Below are 20,502 nucleotides of genomic sequence, written 5' to 3' on the forward strand. Positions count from 1 at the left end.
GGTAAGACAAAGTTGATTGGAACGGAAGGTACGAGACTCCTGCGGGAAAAGCGCGTCTAGGGGAGACCCCGCAGGCGAAAGCCGAGGAGGCTCCCCGACCGCCCGCGGAAAGCGAGTGCCTGGAGTGAAAATCAACGTCCAAATTGTACAAGCCATAAAAATAGACAAACTCGATTTTCATCGAGTTTGTCTACAGTCTGTAAGAGACTTAATGAAGTCTCTTTTTTTCTTTTATTAAAAAATAAAAGAGGATAATGACTAAGATTAGTCCTGAAAAAGGGTGAATTGGTGTTTTGTTAATAGTTTAGGTTATGGTGAGTCCTGAACTGGGTAATCAATTATAACTGAATATACTAAGGCATACATAGAATCTTTTTATTTGACTGGTAATGGATAGTTTAATATGCTTAGCAAACCAAATCGAAGGAATTTCTTTTTTTATTGCAAAAAAATTCCCAGACAAAATTATTGAAAGTCAAAGAAGGTCAATGTATAATAAAGTCAGAAAGTCAAAGAAGGTCAAAGATTGTCATTCAATTTTAAAAAGGAGGAGTACTACATGCTTTGTGAAAAATGCCATGTAAACCAAGCTAATATTCAAGTTCACCTTAATATGAATGGTCAGGAGCATGATTTGAAACTGTGCTCCACTTGTTATAAAGAAGAGCGAAACAAACTTGGAGCAGCAATGGGGGGAATGGATATAGGGAAATTCCAATATAACGGAACTCCAAATTCATTCAATCCATTTAATTATAATGATGTACCAAAACCGGATTCAGCTGAACATGGCGAGGATGGAGGATTGCTTGAGGAGTATGGCCGCAATTTGACCGATGCTGCTAAAGCAGGACTTATTGATCCGGTTATCGGAAGAAATGAAGAAATCAAACGCGTCATTGAAGTTCTTAATAGACGCAATAAAAATAATCCAGTTTTAATAGGTGAACCTGGTGTCGGTAAAACAGCCATTGCTGAAGGTCTTGCTTTAGCGATCGTTGAAGGTTCAGTGCCTGTTAAATTACGTAATAAGCTTGTATATATGCTTGATGTAGCGTCCCTTGTTTCGAATACTGGAATTAGGGGGCAATTCGAAGAACGAATGAAGCAATTGATCAGCGAATTACAGGAAAGAAAAAATGTCATTTTATTCATCGATGAAATTCATCAACTTGTGGGAGCGGGTTCAGCCGAAGGATCAATGGATGCAGGAAATATCTTGAAGCCTGCACTTGCACGCGGCGAACTTCAGCTTGTCGGAGCAACCACTTTATCTGAATATAGGAAAATTGAAAAAGACGGTGCCCTTGAAAGACGCTTCCAGCCTGTACACGTTAATGAGCCGACAACCGCTGAGGCATTGGTCATCTTACGTGGTTTAAAAGATAGTTATGAATCTTATCATGGTGTAACATATAGTGAGGAAGCCCTAAAAGCGGCTGTTGAACTCTCGCACCGCTACATTCAAGACCGATTCCTGCCTGACAAGGCAATAGACTTAATGGATGAAGCTGGTTCCAAATTGAACTTGACCATCGAAGACGGTCAGGTAGAAAACATGAAAGAGCGACTGGCGGAAATCTATAAAGAAAAAGAAATGGCCTTAAAAGAAGAAGCATATGAAAAAGCTGCCGTTCTTCGTGATGAAGAAGAAAAACTGGAAAAGTCATTGCAGGCTGGGGAAGATGCAATTAAGCCAACCGTTACCGTTGAAGACATTCAAAATATCATCGAACAAAGGACAGGTATACCTGTAGGTAAGCTCCAAGAAGATGAGCAAGAAAGAATGGTTCATCTCCAAGAGGAGCTGATGAAAAAAGTAATCGGGCAGGAAGAGGCTGTCAAAAAGGTTTCCAAGGCCGTTCGAAGAAGTCGTGCGGGGTTAAAATCCAAAAATCGTCCTACCGGTTCTTTCCTTTTCGTTGGTCCGACAGGAGTCGGTAAAACCGAATTGGCAAAAACTCTTGCTGAGGAATTGTTCGGGGACAAGGAAGCGATGGTTCGTCTTGACATGAGTGAATTCATGGAGAAACACAGTGTTTCAAAATTAATCGGTTCTCCTCCTGGATATGTAGGGCATGAGGAAGCTGGACAATTGACGGAAAAAGTTCGCCGCAAGCCTTACAGTATCATCTTATTGGATGAAATCGAAAAGGCACATCCGGATGTAATGCATATGTTCCTGCAAATCATGGAAGATGGGCGCTTAACCGACAGTCAAGGCCGGACCGTTACTTTTAAAGATACCGTGATCATCATGACGAGTAATGCTGGAGTCGGTGAGAAACAAAAAGTAATGGGATTCGGTACAAGTTCAGCTGTGGAAGAGGCTTCAATCCTACAATCTTTAGGCAGTTTCTTCAAACCGGAATTCTTGAACCGATTCGATAGCATCATTGAATTCTCGGCATTGAAGAAAGAAGATCTTCTGCAAATCGTTGATATCATGATTCACGAGCTAGACGAAACACTCGCTGCAAATGGTTTATCTTTAGATGTAACTAATGAAGCGAAACAAAGGCTAATTGAACTCGGATATCACCCAACTTTCGGGGCGAGACCGCTCCGCCGTGTTCTTCAAGAACAGCTCGAAGACGGCATCACTGACTTTATCTTTGAGCAGCCTGAAGTTAAGAACTTCACTGCAATTGTTGAGAATACCTCTGTGAAAATTATTAAAACACCATAAAGAGTACTAGAAATGCCTCCAAGACCGTAAAACTGTTATGGAGGCATTTTTTTATCTTTTTTTGGATTCACTTTTCATAAAATGATAGGTAATGTCCAGCTAAATGACCTGCAGCTTTCGATTATTAAATATAGATTTCTGAATTTTCGACATAATTTGCCGATCAGACTGTTTTGATGGGTAATGCATGTGGAATCATAACATAGGGGAAGATTCGCTCATGATTATAAAAAATTAATAATTCCTGTTCTGAAAATGGGAATTTCAATGGAGGAATGACCTATTAAAGATTCACTTTCTTATTTTGAAGAGGAAAATAAAAATAATCGAAAATCTACGGATAATGAAACGGAAAAGCAGTTGGAATCCCTGCCGATTGCAAATATTAATCCAGTAAACCCGTCGGAATTGGATGAACTATATTTCTATGAAGGCAAAGATTTAGGAAATTCCTATCTTAAAGATAAAACGGCATTCCGATTATGGGCACCACTTGCATCTGAAGCTAAGCTAGTTACTTATAAAAATTGGGATGATTCAGATGGAATGGAGATTCAGATGGATCGTTCGGAAAAGGGGACCTGGACCATTGAGCTTAACGGTGATCAGGATGGATTGATTTATACATATAAAGTGAGGGTGGGAGAAATCTGGAGTGAAGCCGTCGATCCCTATGTTCGTGCAGTTACCATTAATGGTATTAAAGGAGTGGTGATAGACTTAACAGATACGAACCCTGAAAGGTGGACACGGGATAAACCACCTCTCGAAAAAGCTGAGGACACAATCATTTATGAATTGCATACACGGGATTTGTCGATTCATCCTGAAAGCGGAATCCATCATAAAGGTAAATTCAAAGGAGTAATTGAAGCCGGAACCAAAGGTCCAGAAGGAGCGAAAACGGGTCTTGATCACATTAAAGATTTGGGTGTTACCCATGTTCAGTTTATCCCGATATTCGATTTTGCTACAGTCAATGAGATGAAATTGAATGAACCACAATATAACTGGGGGTATGATCCACAGAATTATAACGCTCCCGAGGGCTCTTATTCAACTGATCCGTATCAACCAAAAGTCAGGATCCGGGAGTTAAAGGAAATGATTCAAGGTTTACATGATCACGGTTTACGAGTAATCATGGATGTTGTATATAATCACGTTTATTCAGTGGAGGAATCAAACTTCCATAAACTCGTTCCCACTTACTTTTTTCGCTATAACGCCGACGGCACCTTATCTAATGGAACTGGTGTAGGAAATGATACCGCGTCTGAACGTAAAATGATGCGAAAATTCATCGTTGAATCCGTAACCTATTGGGCGAAGGAATTTAACCTTGATGGTTTCCGTTTCGATTTAATGGGGATTCATGATGTGGAAACGATGAATGAAGTGAAAAAGGCATTGGCGGATATTGATCCGACCCTCATTGTTTTGGGAGAAGGCTGGGATATGGATACCCCCTTGGCCCAAGAGCTGAAAGCAAATCAAAAGAATGCTTTTAAAATGCCTGGAATCGCTCACTTTAATGATGCGATCCGTGATGGTTTAAAAGGGTTTGTACTGAATGAACATGATAAAGGGTTCGTGAATGGCAAACCAGGAATGGAAGATTTTATAAAAAAAGGCATCGCAGGTGGTTTGAAATATGATGATGATATCGCAACATATCAAAGACCAGATCAAGTGATCAATTATGTTGAAGCACATGATAATTATACTTTATGGGATAAGCTACTCATCACTAATCCAGATTCGACAGATGAAGAACGGAAACAGATGCATAAATTAGCTTCGGCCGTTGTCTTACTGTCACAGGGAATTCCAATGATACATGCTGGACAAGAGTTCATGCGTACAAAGGATGGGGATGAAAATAGCTATCAATCTTCCGATTGGATTAACCGGTTGGATTGGAAACGGAGAGCAGAGTTAGATCGGGAAGTGGAGTATATGAAAGGACTAATTTCGCTCAGAAAAAATCATTCTGTTTTTAGGTTAAGCACACCCGAAGAAATTGAGGAGCATTTACAATTCATTGATGCTCCGCCAAATGCGGTTGCATTCATTTTAAAACATAAGGATTCTAAAATTGCAGTGATTCATAATGCAAATTGGGACCCGATAACCATTTCTCTTCCCCACGAAGACGATTGGTCCGTTTTAGTGGATGGTCAGCGGGCGGGCCTGGAAGAAATAGAAAGGATTAAAGGGAGTCAGATAACCGTTGCCCGTTTAAGTTCGTTTGTATTGAAAGCAAACTCTAACCAATGATAATAAAGTCGAAGTGAGTGAACTATGTCTCACTTCGACTTTAGTTCATTTTCTGATATGAAATTGGTCAAATGAAGTCTTCCATTATTTACCTTCGAAAGTTTGAGGAAAAATTTGCGGGGGTAGAAAATATACTAAATGATGAATTTATCGTTATTTAAGAGGGGAGCGATTATTTTGCCAGAGAAAGTGCATATAAAAATCAATGGTGCTGAGGCGAGCCTGGAAGGTAATCAAACAATATTACAAATGCTGATGGATAGCTCCATTGAAGTCCCGAATGTTTGTTACCATCCTAGCCTAGGTCCTATCGAAACATGCGATACATGTTTAGTGAGTGTTAATGGAGAACTTGTAAGATCTTGTTCCACCAAGATCAAGGATGGTGATGTAATTGATACAGTTGCACCTGATGTAAAAGAAGCACAGGTCATGGCGATGGACAAGATATTGTATAACCATGAGCTTTATTGTACGGTTTGCGATTATAATAATGGCACTTGTGAAATACACAATACCGTAAAGGAAATGAAGGTAAATCATCAAAGTGTACCTTTTAATCAAAAACCATATGAAGTGGATCGTTCGAATCCATTCTATCGATATGATCCGGATCAATGCATCCTTTGCGGACGTTGTGTTGAAGCTTGTCAAGATGTACAGGTCACTGAAACATTGACCATTGACTGGGAAGCAAAACGCCCACGTGTCATTTGGGATAATAATGTTCCAATCAATGAATCTTCATGTGTGTCATGTGGACACTGTTCCACTGTATGTCCGTGTAATGCAATGATGGAAAAAGGAATGGAAGGGGAAGCCGGTTTTTTAACCGGGATCGCTAAACAAACTCTTCGACCTATGATAGAAATTACGAAAAATGTTGAAACGGGTTATGGTTCGATTTTAGCGATTTCAGATATGGAATCCGCCATGAGGGATGCAAGAATCAAGAAGACGAAAACCGTTTGTACATACTGTGGGGTAGGATGCAGCTTTGACGTTTGGACCAAAGATCGAAAAATCCTTAAGATTGAACCGCAAGTGGAGGCACCTGCAAATGGTATTTCGACTTGTGTTAAAGGAAAATTCGGATGGGATTTCGTGAATAGTGAAGAAAGACTGACAAAACCTTTAATTAGAGAAGGGGATGCGTTCAGAGAAGCTGAATGGGAAGAGGCTCTTGAATTGATTTCCCGTAAATTCACCGAAATCAAAGATTCTCACGGACCGGATTCGATGGCTTTCATAACGTCTTCCAAATGCACCAATGAAGAGTCCTATTTAATGCAAAAGCTGGCAAGGGGAATCATCGGCACCAATAATGTCGATAACTGTTCACGGTATTGTCAGACACCGGCTACTTTGGGACTATTCAGAACGGTTGGATATGGCGGAGATACAGGGGGCATAAAAGATATCGAAAAGTCCGAACTTGTATTGATCATAGGCTCCAATACATCCGAATCACACCCCGTTTTGGCTACAAGAATCAAACGTTCCCATAAATTAGGTAAACAAAAGCTGATAGTGGTCGACATCAGAAAGCATGAAATGGCTGAACGTTCCGACCTCTTTATCCAGCCTGCTCCAGGATCGGATATCATATGGCTGTCGGCCGTGACAAAATATATCATCGATAAAGGTTGGACAGATAAAGATTTCATCAAAAATCGTGTAAATGGGATGGAAGAATACAGTAAGACTTTGGAACCTTATACAATGGAATATGCAGAAAAAGTAACAGGTGTAGCTAAAGAAGAATTAATTATGTTGGCAGAAGCCATTCATGAAGCGGGAAGCGTTGCATCGCTCTGGGCCATGGGGGTTACCCAACATGGCGGAGGAAGCGATACAAGTACTGCAATTTCCAATTTATTGCTCATAACGGGCAACTATGGTAAACCAGGAACAGGTACTTACCCATTACGCGGACATAATAATGTCCAAGGAGCCAGCGACTTTGGCAGTATGCCGGATCGCTTGCCAGGTTACGAAAAAGTAACGGACGAAAATGTACGCTCGAAATATGAAAACATCTGGGGTGTAAAAATACCCAAAAACCCAGGCCTTAATAATCATGAAATGGTCGAAGGGATTCATGCAGGTACCATCAGAGCAATGTACTTAAAAGGTGAAGATATGGGTCTGGTCGATTCGAATATCAATCATGTTCATGAAGCATTTGAAAAACTGGATTTCTTTGTGGTACAAGATATCTTTTTATCAAGAACGGCTGAATTCGCGGATGTCGTACTTCCAGCAAGCCCAAGCTTTGAAAAAGAAGGTACATTCACAAATACCGAACGCCGGATTCAACGTCTATATCAAGTCTTTGAACCGCTTGGTGACTCAAAGCCTGATTGGCAAATCATTATGAATGTGGCTAATTCGTTAGGAGCGGGTTGGAATTATGGGCATCCAAGTGACATCATGGATGAAGCAGCTAAACTATCACCATTATATGCTGGAGTCAGTTACGAACGCTTGGAAGGTTATAAAAGTCTTCAATGGCCAGTTGCTCCAGATGGTAAAGATACTCCATTGTTATTCACGGAAGCTTTTCCTTTTCCCGATGGAAAAGCAAGGTTATTTCCAGTCGAATGGACCAAACCGATTGACTTTGGGGATGAGTTTGATATCCATGTGAATAATGGCCGCTTATTGGAACATTTCCATGAAGGGAACATGACTTATAAATCAAAAGGTATCACTTCCAAAACCCCAAAAGTCTTCCTTGAGGTATCCCGGGAATTGGCAAAAGATAGAGGGCTTGAGGATGGCACCCTTGTTCGCCTTACTTCACCGTATGGAAATGCAAAAGTGCAATGCCTGATTACGGATCGTGTAAAAGGTAAAGAAGTTTATCTGCCGATGAACGATTCAGGTAACGGGGCAATCAATCAATTGACAAGCAGCCATTCAGATAAAGATACTGATACCCCTGCTTATAAGGAAGTTCAGGCAAAAATGGAAGTTCTCAGGGTCAAAGGAGACACCCCTTTACCGAGCATCAACCATCGAAATGGTAATCCACAACCACAGATAGGTGTACAAGTACAAAGAAAATGGGCCCGCGAAGATTATATATTCCCTGGTGACCTCTTGAAAATCAAAAAGGAGGAGAGGAACCGTGGCTAAAGCGACAAAAGTGATCAATCGAATCACCTTAAGCGAGGAAGAAAAAAGAAGAATTGAACTCGAGGATATTGAGCGCACCCTTTTGGAAAATAAAGAAGTGATTAAAGAAACGTTTGAAGTTATGAAGGGCATGCAGGATCGCGGGATTTTATCAATGGTTAACAGTTTGTTAAAGGAAGGGGACAAAGTGCTGAACATTCTTGTCAAGACAGCAGACACCCCAGAAACGGCAAATACGCTAAAAAACCTCCTTCTCATACTTGGCACGTTAGGAACACTGAATGTTCAGCAGCTTGAACCGCTTATCCTCAAAGTCAATTCAGGGATTGCCCGTGTGGCCGAAGTTGATAAAACGCCTGATAAGCCAAGCTATCTAGCGTTGCTGCGTTCCTTGAATGACCAAGAAGTCAAACTAGCCATGACTTTTCTTATGACCTTCCTTAAAGGAATGGGAGAAGATACAAGCGATTTAGAAAGAACAACCCAACTACCAGAGAATCAGCAATTGCATAAAGCGAATGAAACAGCGGATATAGAAAGGGCGTCCTCCAGAAAGTCATACGGATCAAGTATACCCAGTAAAGGCGGAAGCGAAAAAAAACGAAACACCAGCTGGTTTTGGATCGCAGCAGGAGTTTCGCTCGTAACCATTCCGCTAACTTTATCGAAAAGGAAGAATTAAAAAAACTTGTTCGTTTCAAATTCGGAAATTTAGAGCGACCATGCTAGTAAGAAGGTAAAGACTGATATTTGATTTTCTCTTGAGTGAGGGTGACGAATTTCCACAAAATATTAAATCCGACGATTCCCTTATAGGGAATCATCGGATTTTTTCCGATTGAGAAATAAGTAAATTCGTGCCTAACAAAATAAACAATGAGTAACCCTCTCACGACAATATCATCGCATTCTTTTTTCTTAAGTGTGGTTAATAGATGCACGAAGTCGTACCAGAAAAGCATTTTAGTATACGTGTCATAGATATGTGTCATTTTTAATCCCATATAATATGGAACCTTAAGCTTGTAGAAATCCCTTGCGTGCCATAAAATGGGAGTATAAAAAAGATCAAGGAGTGTATAAATGAGTCTAAAATTAATGACCATCACTTTGGGAATATGTTCTTCATTAATACTTTCAGGTTGTTCAAGTGAAGAGGATAGTGTAGTACAAAAAGAAAGCAGTCATGAAGGACATTCAGAACATACAGTATCAGGAGATCTTCAGGAGAAGACCAGCAGTAAGGAATTAGCGCCGGACTTCTTAGCTGAAAAACCAGACGATATGAAGACAATCTATTTAGCTGTTGCTCAAAATAAAGATTTACTCGAAAACATACCTTGTTACTGCGGTTGCGGGGAGTCAGCTAACCATAAAAACAATTACGATTGTTTTATCCATGAGAATAAAAATAATGGTGAAGTGGTTTGGGATGACCACGGGACGAGATGCGGCGTTTGCTTAGAAATAGCTGCGCAAGCCATTTTGGACTTGAATGACGGTATGAGCATCAAAGATATCCGAAATAAAGTGGATGAAAAATATAAAACTGGATATGCCAAACCAACTCCCACCCCTGACGTGTAAAGGGCAAAAAAAGCATGAAATTCTAGCCTGAAAATATTTATTTAGAAAAGTGGCTTTTGCCCGATGTACATTCGGGAAAAGGCCATTTTTTTAATTTCTTTGGGTGATGGATTCTTTCACATATATAATATTGGTCGCAAAGGGGAATACTTCCATTAATCATTACACCGTAAAGGAGCTATCCATTTGACATTAATTCGCCTAGGTTATGTAGCCATGAGTAATCATGTGCCAAACTGTTCACCATCCCAAACGATGACTTTTGCTCAGTTTTCGAAAATTAAGGACAGAGATGCAGCGATAAGGAAGCTTGAACGCATTTCAATTTCCAATCTTCATAATTGTTGGCGGTTACTGATTCATAATGAAGCTAATAATATACAGTTCTTCAGACTTTCTTCTAAACTTATCCCTTTAGCCAATCATCCAGAAATTCCAGAATGGGATTACATTGATCCTATTTCAGAAGAACTTGCTAAATTAAAAACATTCATTAAAAATCACCCAAAAATAAGGATAGATTTTCACCCAGATCATTTCGTCATCTTGAATAGTTCAAATATCGATATACTGAAGACATCATTAAAAACATTAAGGATGCATTATACTTTATTGAAAAAAATGGGGGTGGACCCCGAGCATCGCTGTGTTCTGCATGTTGGTGGCGGTTATGGCGAACATGTACAGGCTTTGGAGCAGTTTATCCATAATTGGGGTTTGATTCCCGAATCGATTCAAAGGATGGTCATACTTGAGAATGATGATACCACCTATACTTTGTCGGAAACTCTTTACTTATGTGAGAAATTGGGGATTCCCATGGTTTTTGATTATCACCATTACCTAGCACATCAGCTACCAAGTGAAAATTGGAAAGATCATTGGGACAGAATCTTACATACCTGGAGCAATTCCAAACTGCCTCCTAAAATGCATATTTCAAGTCCAAGGTCCGATAAAGAATTTCGAGCACACGCTGACTTTGTGGATACAGGAATGTTCATTGATTTTTTGCAACAAATAAAGGGAAGCTTACCACAATTGGATTGCATGATTGAAGCTAAACAAAAGGATGGAGCACTTTTCCAGTTGATGGATGAACTGAAAAGTTACAAAGAAATAGAAATCATTGATGATGCCAGTTTTTATATTCATTAATCAATCAATCGGTATGATTTGATAAAGAGGGGTACGTAAAAATTTCTCTTTATCAAATGAATATAGTTTACATAACATAATTATGGTTATCTCATAAATGAAAAAGGAAGTCGTTATTAATTTTGATAGGATGATTGGTATTTTATACATTATTTTACAAAAGTATTAAAAATGACAAAAAATCGACCTTCATATTTGGATTTTAAAGCTATTGTTTGAACTACATAGAGTATTTATTCCAGATTAGATTAAAGTCGCTCTATGAGGCTATATAAGCGGTTAATGGCGGTTAATAGAATATAGGAGTTTCATAGAATGATTTACAAGAATATTCCGAATGTAACAAAGGACCTCTATTGATACATTCGAAAACGCGTTAAATCAAGGTTTATAAGGGTATCGAAATTTATAAAACTTGCCTTTTTTTAACCTGTTCACGTACAATGAAAGAAGGGGAAAGGGGAATGAGCCACTCATGCAAGCAACCTCTCAAAGAATTAAAAATGTCCAGCCGATACGCAGGTTGGATCACATAGAAAAGATGAAAAAGTCACTTTTAAAATATTGCAGCTACAGGGATTATATGATGTTTTCAATCGGGATAAACATCGGGTTACGTATAGGGGATCTTTTACAATTGAGAGTGAAAGATATTCTTGAAGGTACGCATATAGTCATTGTGGAACAAAAAACAGATAAAATTAAGCGGTTCCTTGTCAATCCTCAACTTCGTAAGGAAGTTAGGAAGTATGTCCGAAAATCGAACCTGAAAAATGAACAGTATTTATTTCCAAGTCGAAAGGGTAATGGTCCAATCACTAGGGTACAGGCCTATCGGGTCCTGAACAAAGCGGCTGAAATGGCAGACATTCCGGATGTCGGTACACATACTCTTCGAAAAACTTTCGGCTATTTGCATTACCAAAAATTCAAGGATATCGCTTTACTGCAACAAATCCTTAATCATTCCAATCCCAAAGATACGATGATCTACATAGGACTCACACAGGATTTAATGGACGAAACATTAATGGATTTCTATTATTAACTGAACAGAATGGAGTACAACCCCTGTATTACTCAGTATTATTATATTGATATAACAAACTTCGTTAGGGAGTTATTCCAGAGAAAACATTATTTCGATATATCTGAAGGAGGAGAGAAAACAAGTATATTGGTGTGGTGAGATGAAAAAAAGAGCTTCTCATTACAAGGGTTGTTTGAATGGGATACGCATTATACTAGGAAAATCGAACTTACTGAGAGTTTTAAAATTGTCGGGTAATTGGACGGGGCCTTATCTCAACCGAATGACTTAAATCAAAAAAGACTAGAATATTGTCTTTTTTGTTAATATCATCCAGTACGAATCTGTGAAAAATCACTCAATTTCTTATTAATACAATATATTAGAAACATTTAGACTTTTGAAAATCTGTTATTCTACTTTTTGAACAAAAAATGAAACAGATTTTATCAGGTGAATGGGGGACTCGCAATGTTAGTTACTATAATAATATTATGGTAACTAACATTCGAGGTTTATCCTACTGTCCAAAAAAAGGATTCCCCCCTATTGTTAGAGAACATGAAATAATGGGGGGCGAGTTTAGATCGCTTAGGGATAGGATAATTAGTTTCAGTTATAGGGTGCCCATATCCGTCATCATATCTAACTCCAAAGGCAAAAAAGCATATTCTCCGTCCTTAATAATCTCACATTCACGAACGGGAATAGGATGTTTTAAAATGGGCCCATCTATTACTGTGGTATGAAACTCTCCACCTTCTCCGCAGGGGTCAATGCCGCGAGCTTCAAGTTCCTTCACGTATTCATGGGTTAACTTTCGCCCTAAATCATCCTCTCTCATTCCCAATGATAAATTAACGGTTACAATGATCGTTACAAATCCTAGATTCAAGAACTCATCGACAGCTTTGCGATGGTTCATTTCCCATAAAGGCATTCCAAGCTTCAATCCAGCATTCTTGGTAACCTTATCATGCCAACAGCCATGAGCGGGCATATCCAAGTCTCCAGTTACTAACACTTCAGCTCCTTGATTTTTAGCATTTTCTAAAAGGCGCATAAATACTTCTTCATAATCAGTCCAACTGGCAGCTGCAGTATATACAGGCAAACCTATAGATTCAGCTTGGGCATGTATGAGTTCCGGAGGCATTCCATGGGATCTGGAACGTTTTCCTTCTTCCTCCAGCATGACGATTAGTCCTACAGCTTCCCCAATCTTCATTGCTTTATATAGGGCTAAGACACTATCCTTTCCTCCGCTAAAAGAAGCTATGAATTTATGACCGTGAGCACCATTTTTCCAATCGATTAATTCTGCCATTCATATTTCCCCTTTATTCTAATGACCTTTTGCCAATTTCATATTTTGTATTTGAAGTTTTATAACTATATTTGTTTGATTTTATCACGGTTGTAGCATGCAGATAAGATATTAATGTATCCTGATACAAAAAAATTGATGTATAAGAGAGAATTTCATCTCAAAGAAACTACTTCATAATGAACTGAACAGGATAAGTCATATTGAAAGAGGAGGGTTTTTTCAAATACCTCTTGAACTAAAGTGAAATAAAAAGGCATAAGTCCCGGTGAGGGACCGGGTTCATGCCCTTTCGGCAATCTAAATAAAGTGTCTGCCTTTATGTGGTCACTTACCTAATAGATTCCTTTTTATATAACTTATTTAATTGCAATATGTATTTCCACTTATCCATCAGGATCATACTTTTCAAAATCCAGACTATATTTTCTGTGCAATTTTTTTCTTCTTCCAGCTGCCATATCTCTTTCCAAGTTTCACCTATCGAATGTTCATCTTGTAAACATTCAAACACAGCGTATTCTTGATCTAGAATGACAAATTTTTCATTCGAGACAGGGGTTTCGGCTGCTATAGCTAAAGTATAATCTCCACGATAGTACTTTCATACTGATGGTAGATCCCATATTTCATTTCATTTTCAACATGATGATCATTTGTTTTTCTCCAAAGTAATCCGATTTTCTTGAAAAGATCCTTATCCGAGAAATTATTAGTCCTTATTTCTCCAATCATGTAGACTTCTTTACTCATTAACTAGCAATTCCTTATTTGTGTAAAATTGGACAAAATAACCATGATATCATATTCAAAAAAGATGACCAGATTCTTTTGGCGCAAGGGTAATTTTGGGGGTTGGTTTTGTCTTTAGTTCCGCTTTGGAATTTGTGAATTGAACAATACAAAGTTGTTTAAATAGTTAAATGTAAATGGGTCGCCCAAATTATTATCAGCGGTGAAGTAGATGTTTACCTCATGTATTGTATCCAGTAATATTTAAATTGTATCCAATATATTTAATTTTCAGTATTGTAATCGCTTTATATAGTTGATATAGTTTAAATTGTATCCAATATCGAAAGGTGGACGCTGAATTGGATAATGCTAATTCTAAAAGAGATAAATCTACAATCGTTAAACATGTAACGAAAAGTCTTAGGAAAGCGATTTTGAATGGGACGTTGAAAAAAGGGGAGCGACTCATCCAAGAGGAGTGGGCGGATCGCCTGGAAGTAAGCAGAATGCCCATTCGTGAAGCCCTTACACAGCTTCAAATGGAGGGGTTGGTTGAAATGGTTCCTCATAAAGGAGCAATCGTCACACCGATTACCCGGGAAGACATTGAAGAAATTTATCATACCAGGTCACTGCTTGAAGGCCTTGCAGTAGAAAAATCGCTTCCATATTTAACAAAGGAAGACAAAGAAAAATTAAAGGGTATTTTGATTGAAATGGAAGGAATTCAGTTATCTGATGAAACCAATGAGCATTATATCCTTTTGAATGCGGCTTTTCATGAAACCCTCCGAAAAGGGTGCCCATGGCCAAGGGTTCAAAAAATGGTAGAAACGTTGGGTATCTCACCCATTGCGCCGAATTTGCTGATTGATTATTACCCAGAAACGCAACGGGAACACCGGATGATATATGAAGCGGCACTAAGAGGGGATCCTGCAGAACTAAGGGCAGCAGTAGAATTTCACATCTTACGGACGAAGAATAATTTAATTACGTATATGGAGTTGCTAAATACTAAAAATCATCAATAAAAGGAGTGTTAATTGTGTATGATTTCGCAATAGTTGGTGGGGGAATTGTAGGATTATCGACGGGAATGGCACTTTATCAGCGTTTTCCTAATGCTAAAGTGGTAGTCATTGAAAAAGAATCTGTTGTTGCAGATCATCAAACGGGGCATAACAGCGGCGTCATCCATTCAGGAATTTATTATAAACCAGGCAGTTTCAAGGCAAGGTTTGCCCGTCAAGGAAGCAAATCAATGACGGAATTCTGCCGGATGCATGGAATTGAACATGATATTTGCGGAAAGGTCATCGTTGCAACAAAACCAGAAGAGTTGCCCCTTCTAGATGATTTATATTCACGCGGTTTACAAAATGAGCTAGCTATACAAAGAATCGGTGTGGATGAATTAAAGGAAATTGAACCACATGTTAACGGACTTGGTGCGATTCACGTCCCGCAAGCCGGCATCGTCAATTATCGTCAAGTAAGTGAAAAGATGGCGGATATCATCCGAGGCAAAGGCGGTGAAATCAAGCTGAATACAAAGGTGGAGAAGATTGACGAGGATTTAGATGAAGTCATCATCGACACGAGCAATGGTACAATAAAGGCAAGGGTGGTCATTAATTGCGCAGGATTGCACAGTGACCGTATTGCAGCAGCTGCGGGGTACAAAACTGATATGAAAATAGTCCCGTTTCGCGGTGAGTATTTTAAATTGAAGCCTGAAAAGCGCTTCCTAGTCAATCATTTAATTTATCCGGTACCTAACCCGAAATTTCCATTTCTGGGGGTTCATTTTACGCGGATGATTAGCGGGGAAGTAGATGCCGGTCCAAATGCTGTACTAAGTTTCAAACGGGAAGGTTATAAGAAAACAGATTTCAATGCGAAAGATTTAACTGAAGTTTTAAGCTATAAAGGTTTTTGGAAGCTGGCTAGTAAATTCATGAAGGAAGGGATGGATGAATATGTCCGCTCTTTTAGTAAAAAGCAATTTACGAAAAGCCTGCAGGAATTAATTCCGGAAATTCAAGAAGATGATTTAATCCCTGCACCTGCTGGAGTCCGGGCACAGGCATTACAGGATGATGGTAATATGGTGGATGATTTTCATATTATAATGGGGAAACGGACCATTCATGTATGTAATGCACCTTCACCAGCTGCAACAGCTTCAATTGAAATTGGAAAAGAGGTTGTTAACCGCATTCCGGAACAATCACACTTATTGGAAGCTGCATTGACAAATTAAAATTCGTTAAAGAGAGAGGAAGAAGCCTCATGTTCAATGGTAAAACAATTTTTATTGCAGGTCATGCACGTTTACCTCAAGGGATGGCAGCGAAAAGTGTCTTTGAAACATTGACCATCACTGCAGAAGTCGATTCTAAATATGGGGTTGTCCTGGAGGCTTCCTGTACATTGGCAACAGAGCATGGCCGGGAATTCATTGGGCGTTTATTAAAAGGAATCAGTTTAAATGATGGTGTTGATGACGCGATAGAATCGATTCAATCTTATTATCGGGGGAAAGCGGCTAATGCATTGATTGCTGCCTTGAAGGACCTGGATCTCCATTTTCAGCAAATTAAAGCAGGAGAAAAAACGAAACTACCAAGTTAGGAATTTGATTTATCAGAATAATTTGTAAAAAGTGTTGACAATTTTACGAAAAAACGTTTTAATGTAATTAAGCCAATATTATGTCATTAACACCTTTTGGAAAATACCTTTTCAGAATCGTGTAAAGATCTTATTGATTGGAAACAGGAAAAATAAATCATACATAAACTGCATATTCGCTGTGACTCTATTTGCATAGAGCAGTGAAGTGAATATAAGCCAGTTGTACAGTTGGATTCCTATTTTATTTAGGGATCATGTGCGACTGGCTTTTTATATTTCCCGTTAACTTTGTCACCTATATTACAAATAACAGGAGGAATTATTCATGAGCATTGCAGAAAAAAAGAGAGCGAAGTTTGAAAGGAAAACAGAAAAATACGAGGTGAAAGTTCACCCTCAATCCAGCCGTTTATATCATATTGAAATTTCAAAAGAGGCAATTGCCGCTTTTTTAGAAACGGTATCGAAGGATAATCAGTCTGTTCAACATTTGGAATATACACCATATGCCCGACTCATCGTTGCTTCATATCTATTGGATCAAGTGGGGGAAGACTTTGGTGAAGTGCTTCGGAACATTGTTCATGATCGGGAATCCGGAGGCTTCACCCTTGGCTTGGAGGGTGTCACGGAGAATACAGATGAATATGTCATTTTTGCAACGGCTATTTCACACTTGCTCGGAACTCCAAACCATGATGCCATGTCAGGAAAATATTATGCCCGATTTAGTGTTCAAGACACGGATAGCAGTGATTCATATTTACGTCAGGCTTATCGTTTATTTACACTTCATACGGACGGCACCTTTGTGGATGAACCAACGGACTGGTTACTGATGATGAAGATGATCGAACAAAATGCACGCGGTGGCGAATCACGTTTATTGCACTTAGAGGATTGGAAAGAGCTTGATATGTATGTAAATCATGCATTATCCAGCCAAAAATTCACATATAAGGCTCCAAAAAGCAAGAACATTGATCAGGAAATTGAAAGATTGACTTTCTTCAATCATAATAACAAACCGGGTATATGTTTTATCGATCAATTTGTTTATCCTGAATCAATCGAACAAGCCAAATACTTACGCGATTTATCCAATTCATTAGAAAACGATGAAAGTGTACTTGAACTGGAATTGCCTGTTGGAGATTTAGTTGTCGTCAACAACATATTCTGGCTTCACGGCCGCGCTGCATTTGAAAAAGATCCGAACCTGAACCGTGAATTACTTCGCCAGCGCGGAAGATTCAATCAATAGTTTCATTTTGTAAACCCAAATATTTTTTCATCCCCAAATACCATTTTTAAGATAAATTCTTTTCAACCCAAGGGTTGGAAAGCAATTTATCTTTTTTTTGAAAGGTTCAGATAAAGATTAAAGTTGTTAATGGAAGAGAAAAAAAGAGGACCTTAAACACGGGCTCCTCTACTTGTTATCTTGAACTGCTATCAGGGTGTAAAAATTATTCTATAATCTTTTTAATCTTTCTGCTTCTTCATTCAAACCTAAATTAATCAGTTCATTAATGACCAATTCTTTTAACTGTATCTCGTCTGAAATTAAGCAAGTAAATTGAGCATCTCTTATGAAAGCCAGTTTACTTTCTGTAGTTGCTGAATTTAAAAAAGTTTTCATATCTTCCAAATTAATCTCCATATCTTTTTTTAGTTTGTATATGGAATGTTTGCGATTCATACTGTCTAAAGATACTATGCCTAGACCATCAAGAGTCGATAACATTGTTTGTTTCTCTCTTGCTGTCATTATTTCTCTTTCCACATACTGATATACATTCTCTATTATTTCGCATCCAATGGTGTATCTTATCTTTTCTACTACATAGTTTGCATGCTCTACATATTCCATATTTTCCTCTTTTTTTAGTTCTTTGAGCAAAGCAATATACCTTTCCTCTTCTTTAATTAAATTAAAGTTTGATATTTCAGTGGCACCCTTCATCGTACAAACTAAACTAACAAACTCCCGTATATTCCTGGCTACAATTTTTATGTGTGCATCGAAATCATCCATTGGACTGATACATACAATAAACGCATTCTCCAAGTCAGATACCGTTCCAAAATCAGTTAGGAAGCCATAATGTATGCCGTCACAACCTATATTTGCAAACGGGATGACATCATAGGGAGTCATTTCATAATGCGGGAAGTCTAATTGTAAACAAAGGTCTAAATCACATAATGAGTATCCTTCTTTTTCAATAACCTCCTCTAATTTCTGAAGCTTTTCAAAAGTTGGTGGCATTTTCAAATACTTTCCTAGATGACTCATTTTTTCTCCTTTAATTGTGGCCTGTAATATAGTTCAAGGGTAACTGATATCCCAAATTTATACAATTCCATTATTGCAACTAATGGTTTCTCAATTTCCGTTGAAGAACATACGGATTCTAAAAAGGTTCATAATTCCCCCTATGTTCAGTGGCGAACCTGATTTTCTGATATACTGATATGGCAAAAATAAATAGAAGGAAGAAAGAGGGGATAGTATTTTATGGGGATCGCTAACTTTTCTAATTTTACGCAATTTAAGGACTTAATTAATGCTTTACCTGCTGCCTATACAGATGAAATGATACAGAGCGAACAATTTTTGCTTGAAAGAGATGAAAGGAAAAAACTCGAAATCTATTACGCACCTTTCGAATATGTAAATGAACGGGCCAAAGTGGTGATTATCGGAATCACTCCTGGTTTACATCAAATGAAAAAATCTTATTCTACCGTAATTAATGCAAGAGGGCACATACATAGCGATGAAGAGATCCTGCACGAAGTAAAAAAGAATTCCAGTTTTGAAGGAACGATGAGAAAAAATTTGGTTCAAATGCTAGATGAGCTTGGATTACACACATACTTAAAAATATCGTCCACACTGGATCTTTTTAACGAAGCTAGTCACCTCGTTCATACTACCTCTGTTTTAACCTATCCAGTCTTTTATAACGGGAAAAACTACAGTGGAACAACTCCGAACATTTTAAAGACCGAGTTGCTGAAAAAAAATATAATGGAAGGCTTTGCTACCGAAATAGGTACCATTGAACGCCCGCTTATTATTCCTTTAGGCGTTAATGTTACCAAGGTCTTAAACTATTTAGCGGGTCAAGATTATTTGGATGCTAACAACATACTTCTAGGGTTTCCTCATCCATCTGGAGGAAATGGTCATCGACATAAGCAATTTGCAGCAAATAAAGAGCAAATGAAAATGATGTTACAGGACTACTTTTCAAAGGAAATGACCTTGGGTTAAAGAGGGGGGCTGTATGTTCAATGAAACTTATATAGGGATTAAAGGATGGGAAACATTTGATTAAGAATTCTATTATTCATCTATTAGTGTTAAAAGTAAAATTAACTATTTACTAGTGATATTTTGGAGATTATAATAAGAACGAATGTTCTTTATTATAGGAGGCATTAACATGGATGAACTAGAGGAATTTTTAAAATCACTTACTATTGAAGAGTTAAAAGTTATTTATGAAGAAGTAAGTGGACCTGATATTAATAAATAGATGAAATAAATTTGAAATAGAAGATTTTTATTTTTTTCATTTCATTGAATTCAAATTAAAGTAACTGAACCGTCAACAGTCAAGTATGAGACAAAATTCGATGCGTATGTAAATATTTCCAATTGCACATAGATATTTTCGGTAGTTTTGAATTAATAAAATTTGTAAAACTTTCACAAGAATGTCCTGTTCGAAAAATTAAAGAATTTATAAATCAAGGACCCATCAAAGGTCCTTGATTCAGACTGTAGACAAACTCGATGAAAATCGAGTTTGTCTACAGTTTTTTTTGGCTTGTACAAATTTGGACGTTGATTTCCACTTCAGGCACTCGCTTTTCGCGGGCGGTCCGGGAGCCTCCTCGGCG

At 38.3% G+C, this 20,502-nt stretch carries 13 protein-coding genes and 2 pseudogenes; 12 read left to right on the forward strand and 3 right to left on the reverse strand.

Features of this window, described 5'->3' with window-relative positions:
• Positions 1-559: 559 nt before the first annotated feature.
• From Q8G36_RS27615 to Q8G36_RS27645, 7 genes and pseudogenes are all read left to right on the forward strand, one after another.
• A complete protein-coding gene (locus Q8G36_RS27615) occupies positions 560-2,689 on the forward strand; it encodes an ATP-dependent Clp protease ATP-binding subunit (RefSeq protein ID WP_305162978.1) in 2,130 nt (709 codons plus the stop codon).
• 393 nt (positions 2,690-3,082) lie between these two features.
• Positions 3,083-4,969, forward strand: a pseudogene (pulA, locus tag Q8G36_RS27620) (type I pullulanase); the annotation flags it as partial.
• Positions 4,970-5,146: 177 nt separating this feature from the next.
• Positions 5,147-8,110, forward strand: coding sequence for a formate dehydrogenase subunit alpha (gene fdhF / locus Q8G36_RS27625; RefSeq protein WP_370694142.1), 2,964 nt, complete (start codon positions 5,147-5,149; stop codon positions 8,108-8,110).
• Positions 8,103-8,624 (forward strand): annotated as a pseudogene (locus Q8G36_RS27630) (DUF1641 domain-containing protein); the annotation flags it as partial. The gene fdhF and the pseudogene Q8G36_RS27630, both read left to right, overlap by 8 nt.
• 569 nt (positions 8,625-9,193) lie before the next feature.
• Positions 9,194-9,697 (forward strand): PCYCGC motif-containing (lipo)protein, encoded by a 504-nt coding sequence (locus Q8G36_RS27635; RefSeq protein WP_305162982.1) that lies wholly within the window; start codon positions 9,194-9,196, stop codon positions 9,695-9,697.
• A gap of 186 nt (positions 9,698-9,883) precedes the next feature.
• Positions 9,884-10,855, forward strand: a complete 972-nt coding sequence (uvsE, locus tag Q8G36_RS27640; protein ID WP_305162983.1) for a UV DNA damage repair endonuclease UvsE — start codon at positions 9,884-9,886, stop codon at positions 10,853-10,855.
• A gap of 475 nt (positions 10,856-11,330) precedes the next feature.
• Positions 11,331-11,903, forward strand: a complete 573-nt coding sequence (locus Q8G36_RS27645; RefSeq protein ID WP_194719377.1) for a site-specific integrase — start codon at positions 11,331-11,333, stop codon at positions 11,901-11,903.
• A 598-nt stretch (positions 11,904-12,501) separates the two neighbouring features.
• Here Q8G36_RS27645 and Q8G36_RS27650 read toward each other — a convergent pair.
• Positions 12,502-13,212: a diphthine--ammonia ligase gene (locus tag Q8G36_RS27650; RefSeq protein WP_305162985.1), complete on the reverse strand. Its 711-nt coding sequence runs from the start codon at positions 13,210-13,212 to the stop codon at positions 12,502-12,504.
• 576 nt (positions 13,213-13,788) lie between these two features.
• Entirely contained in the window at positions 13,789-13,965 is a 177-nt protein-coding gene (locus tag Q8G36_RS27655) for a hypothetical protein (RefSeq protein ID WP_305162986.1), read from the reverse strand.
• A gap of 341 nt (positions 13,966-14,306) precedes the next feature.
• Between Q8G36_RS27655 and Q8G36_RS27660 the strand changes: the two genes are divergently transcribed.
• The 4 genes from Q8G36_RS27660 (at position 14,307) to glaH (ending at position 17,851) form a co-directional block, all read left to right on the forward strand.
• Positions 14,307-14,981, forward strand: a complete 675-nt coding sequence (locus tag Q8G36_RS27660) for a GntR family transcriptional regulator (protein ID WP_305162987.1) — start codon at positions 14,307-14,309, stop codon at positions 14,979-14,981.
• A 14-nt stretch (positions 14,982-14,995) separates the two neighbouring features.
• Positions 14,996-16,213, forward strand: a complete 1,218-nt coding sequence (lhgO, locus tag Q8G36_RS27665; protein ID WP_305162988.1) for an L-2-hydroxyglutarate oxidase — start codon at positions 14,996-14,998, stop codon at positions 16,211-16,213.
• A gap of 29 nt (positions 16,214-16,242) precedes the next feature.
• Entirely contained in the window at positions 16,243-16,584 is a 342-nt protein-coding gene (locus Q8G36_RS27670) for a DUF3870 domain-containing protein (protein WP_305162989.1), read from the forward strand.
• 328 nt (positions 16,585-16,912) lie between these two features.
• Positions 16,913-17,851, forward strand: a complete 939-nt coding sequence (gene glaH, locus Q8G36_RS27675; RefSeq protein WP_305162990.1) for a glutarate dioxygenase GlaH — start codon at positions 16,913-16,915, stop codon at positions 17,849-17,851.
• Positions 17,852-18,061: 210 nt separating this feature from the next.
• On the opposite strand, the gene Q8G36_RS27680 is transcribed toward glaH, so the two are convergent.
• Entirely contained in the window at positions 18,062-18,886 is an 825-nt protein-coding gene (locus tag Q8G36_RS27680; protein WP_305162991.1) for a hypothetical protein, read from the reverse strand.
• Positions 18,887-19,108: 222 nt separating this feature from the next.
• On the opposite strand from Q8G36_RS27680, the gene Q8G36_RS27685 reads away from it, so the two are divergent.
• Positions 19,109-19,870, forward strand: a complete 762-nt coding sequence (locus Q8G36_RS27685) for a uracil-DNA glycosylase family protein (RefSeq protein WP_305162992.1) — start codon at positions 19,109-19,111, stop codon at positions 19,868-19,870.
• The last annotated feature ends 632 nt before the right edge of the window (positions 19,871-20,502 follow it).

The sequence above is a fragment of the Peribacillus frigoritolerans genome (genome assembly GCF_030676415.1).
In the GTDB taxonomy this organism is placed as follows: domain Bacteria; phylum Bacillota; class Bacilli; order Bacillales; family DSM-1321; genus Peribacillus; species Peribacillus frigoritolerans_A.

Bases quoted from the DNA above. Each gene is read 5' to 3' on its own strand.
- Q8G36_RS27615 (WP_305162978.1), top strand. From the start codon at position 560: ATGCTTTGTGAAAAATGCCATGTAAACCAAGCTAATATTCAAGTTCAC.
- Q8G36_RS27635 (WP_305162982.1), top strand. From the start codon at position 9,194: ATGAGTCTAAAATTAATGACCATCACTTTGGGAATATGTTCTTCATTA.
- Q8G36_RS27645 (WP_194719377.1), top strand. From the start codon at position 11,331: ATGCAAGCAACCTCTCAAAGAATTAAAAATGTCCAGCCGATACGCAGG.
- Q8G36_RS27650 (WP_305162985.1), bottom strand. From the start codon at position 13,212: ATGGCAGAATTAATCGATTGGAAAAATGGTGCTCACGGTCATAAATTC.
- Q8G36_RS27655 (WP_305162986.1), bottom strand. From the start codon at position 13,965: ATGAGTAAAGAAGTCTACATGATTGGAGAAATAAGGACTAATAATTTC.
- Q8G36_RS27670 (WP_305162989.1), top strand. From the start codon at position 16,243: ATGTTCAATGGTAAAACAATTTTTATTGCAGGTCATGCACGTTTACCT.
- glaH (WP_305162990.1), top strand. From the start codon at position 16,913: ATGAGCATTGCAGAAAAAAAGAGAGCGAAGTTTGAAAGGAAAACAGAA.
- Q8G36_RS27680 (WP_305162991.1), bottom strand. From the start codon at position 18,886: ATGAGTCATCTAGGAAAGTATTTGAAAATGCCACCAACTTTTGAAAAG.
- Q8G36_RS27685 (WP_305162992.1), top strand. From the start codon at position 19,109: ATGGGGATCGCTAACTTTTCTAATTTTACGCAATTTAAGGACTTAATT.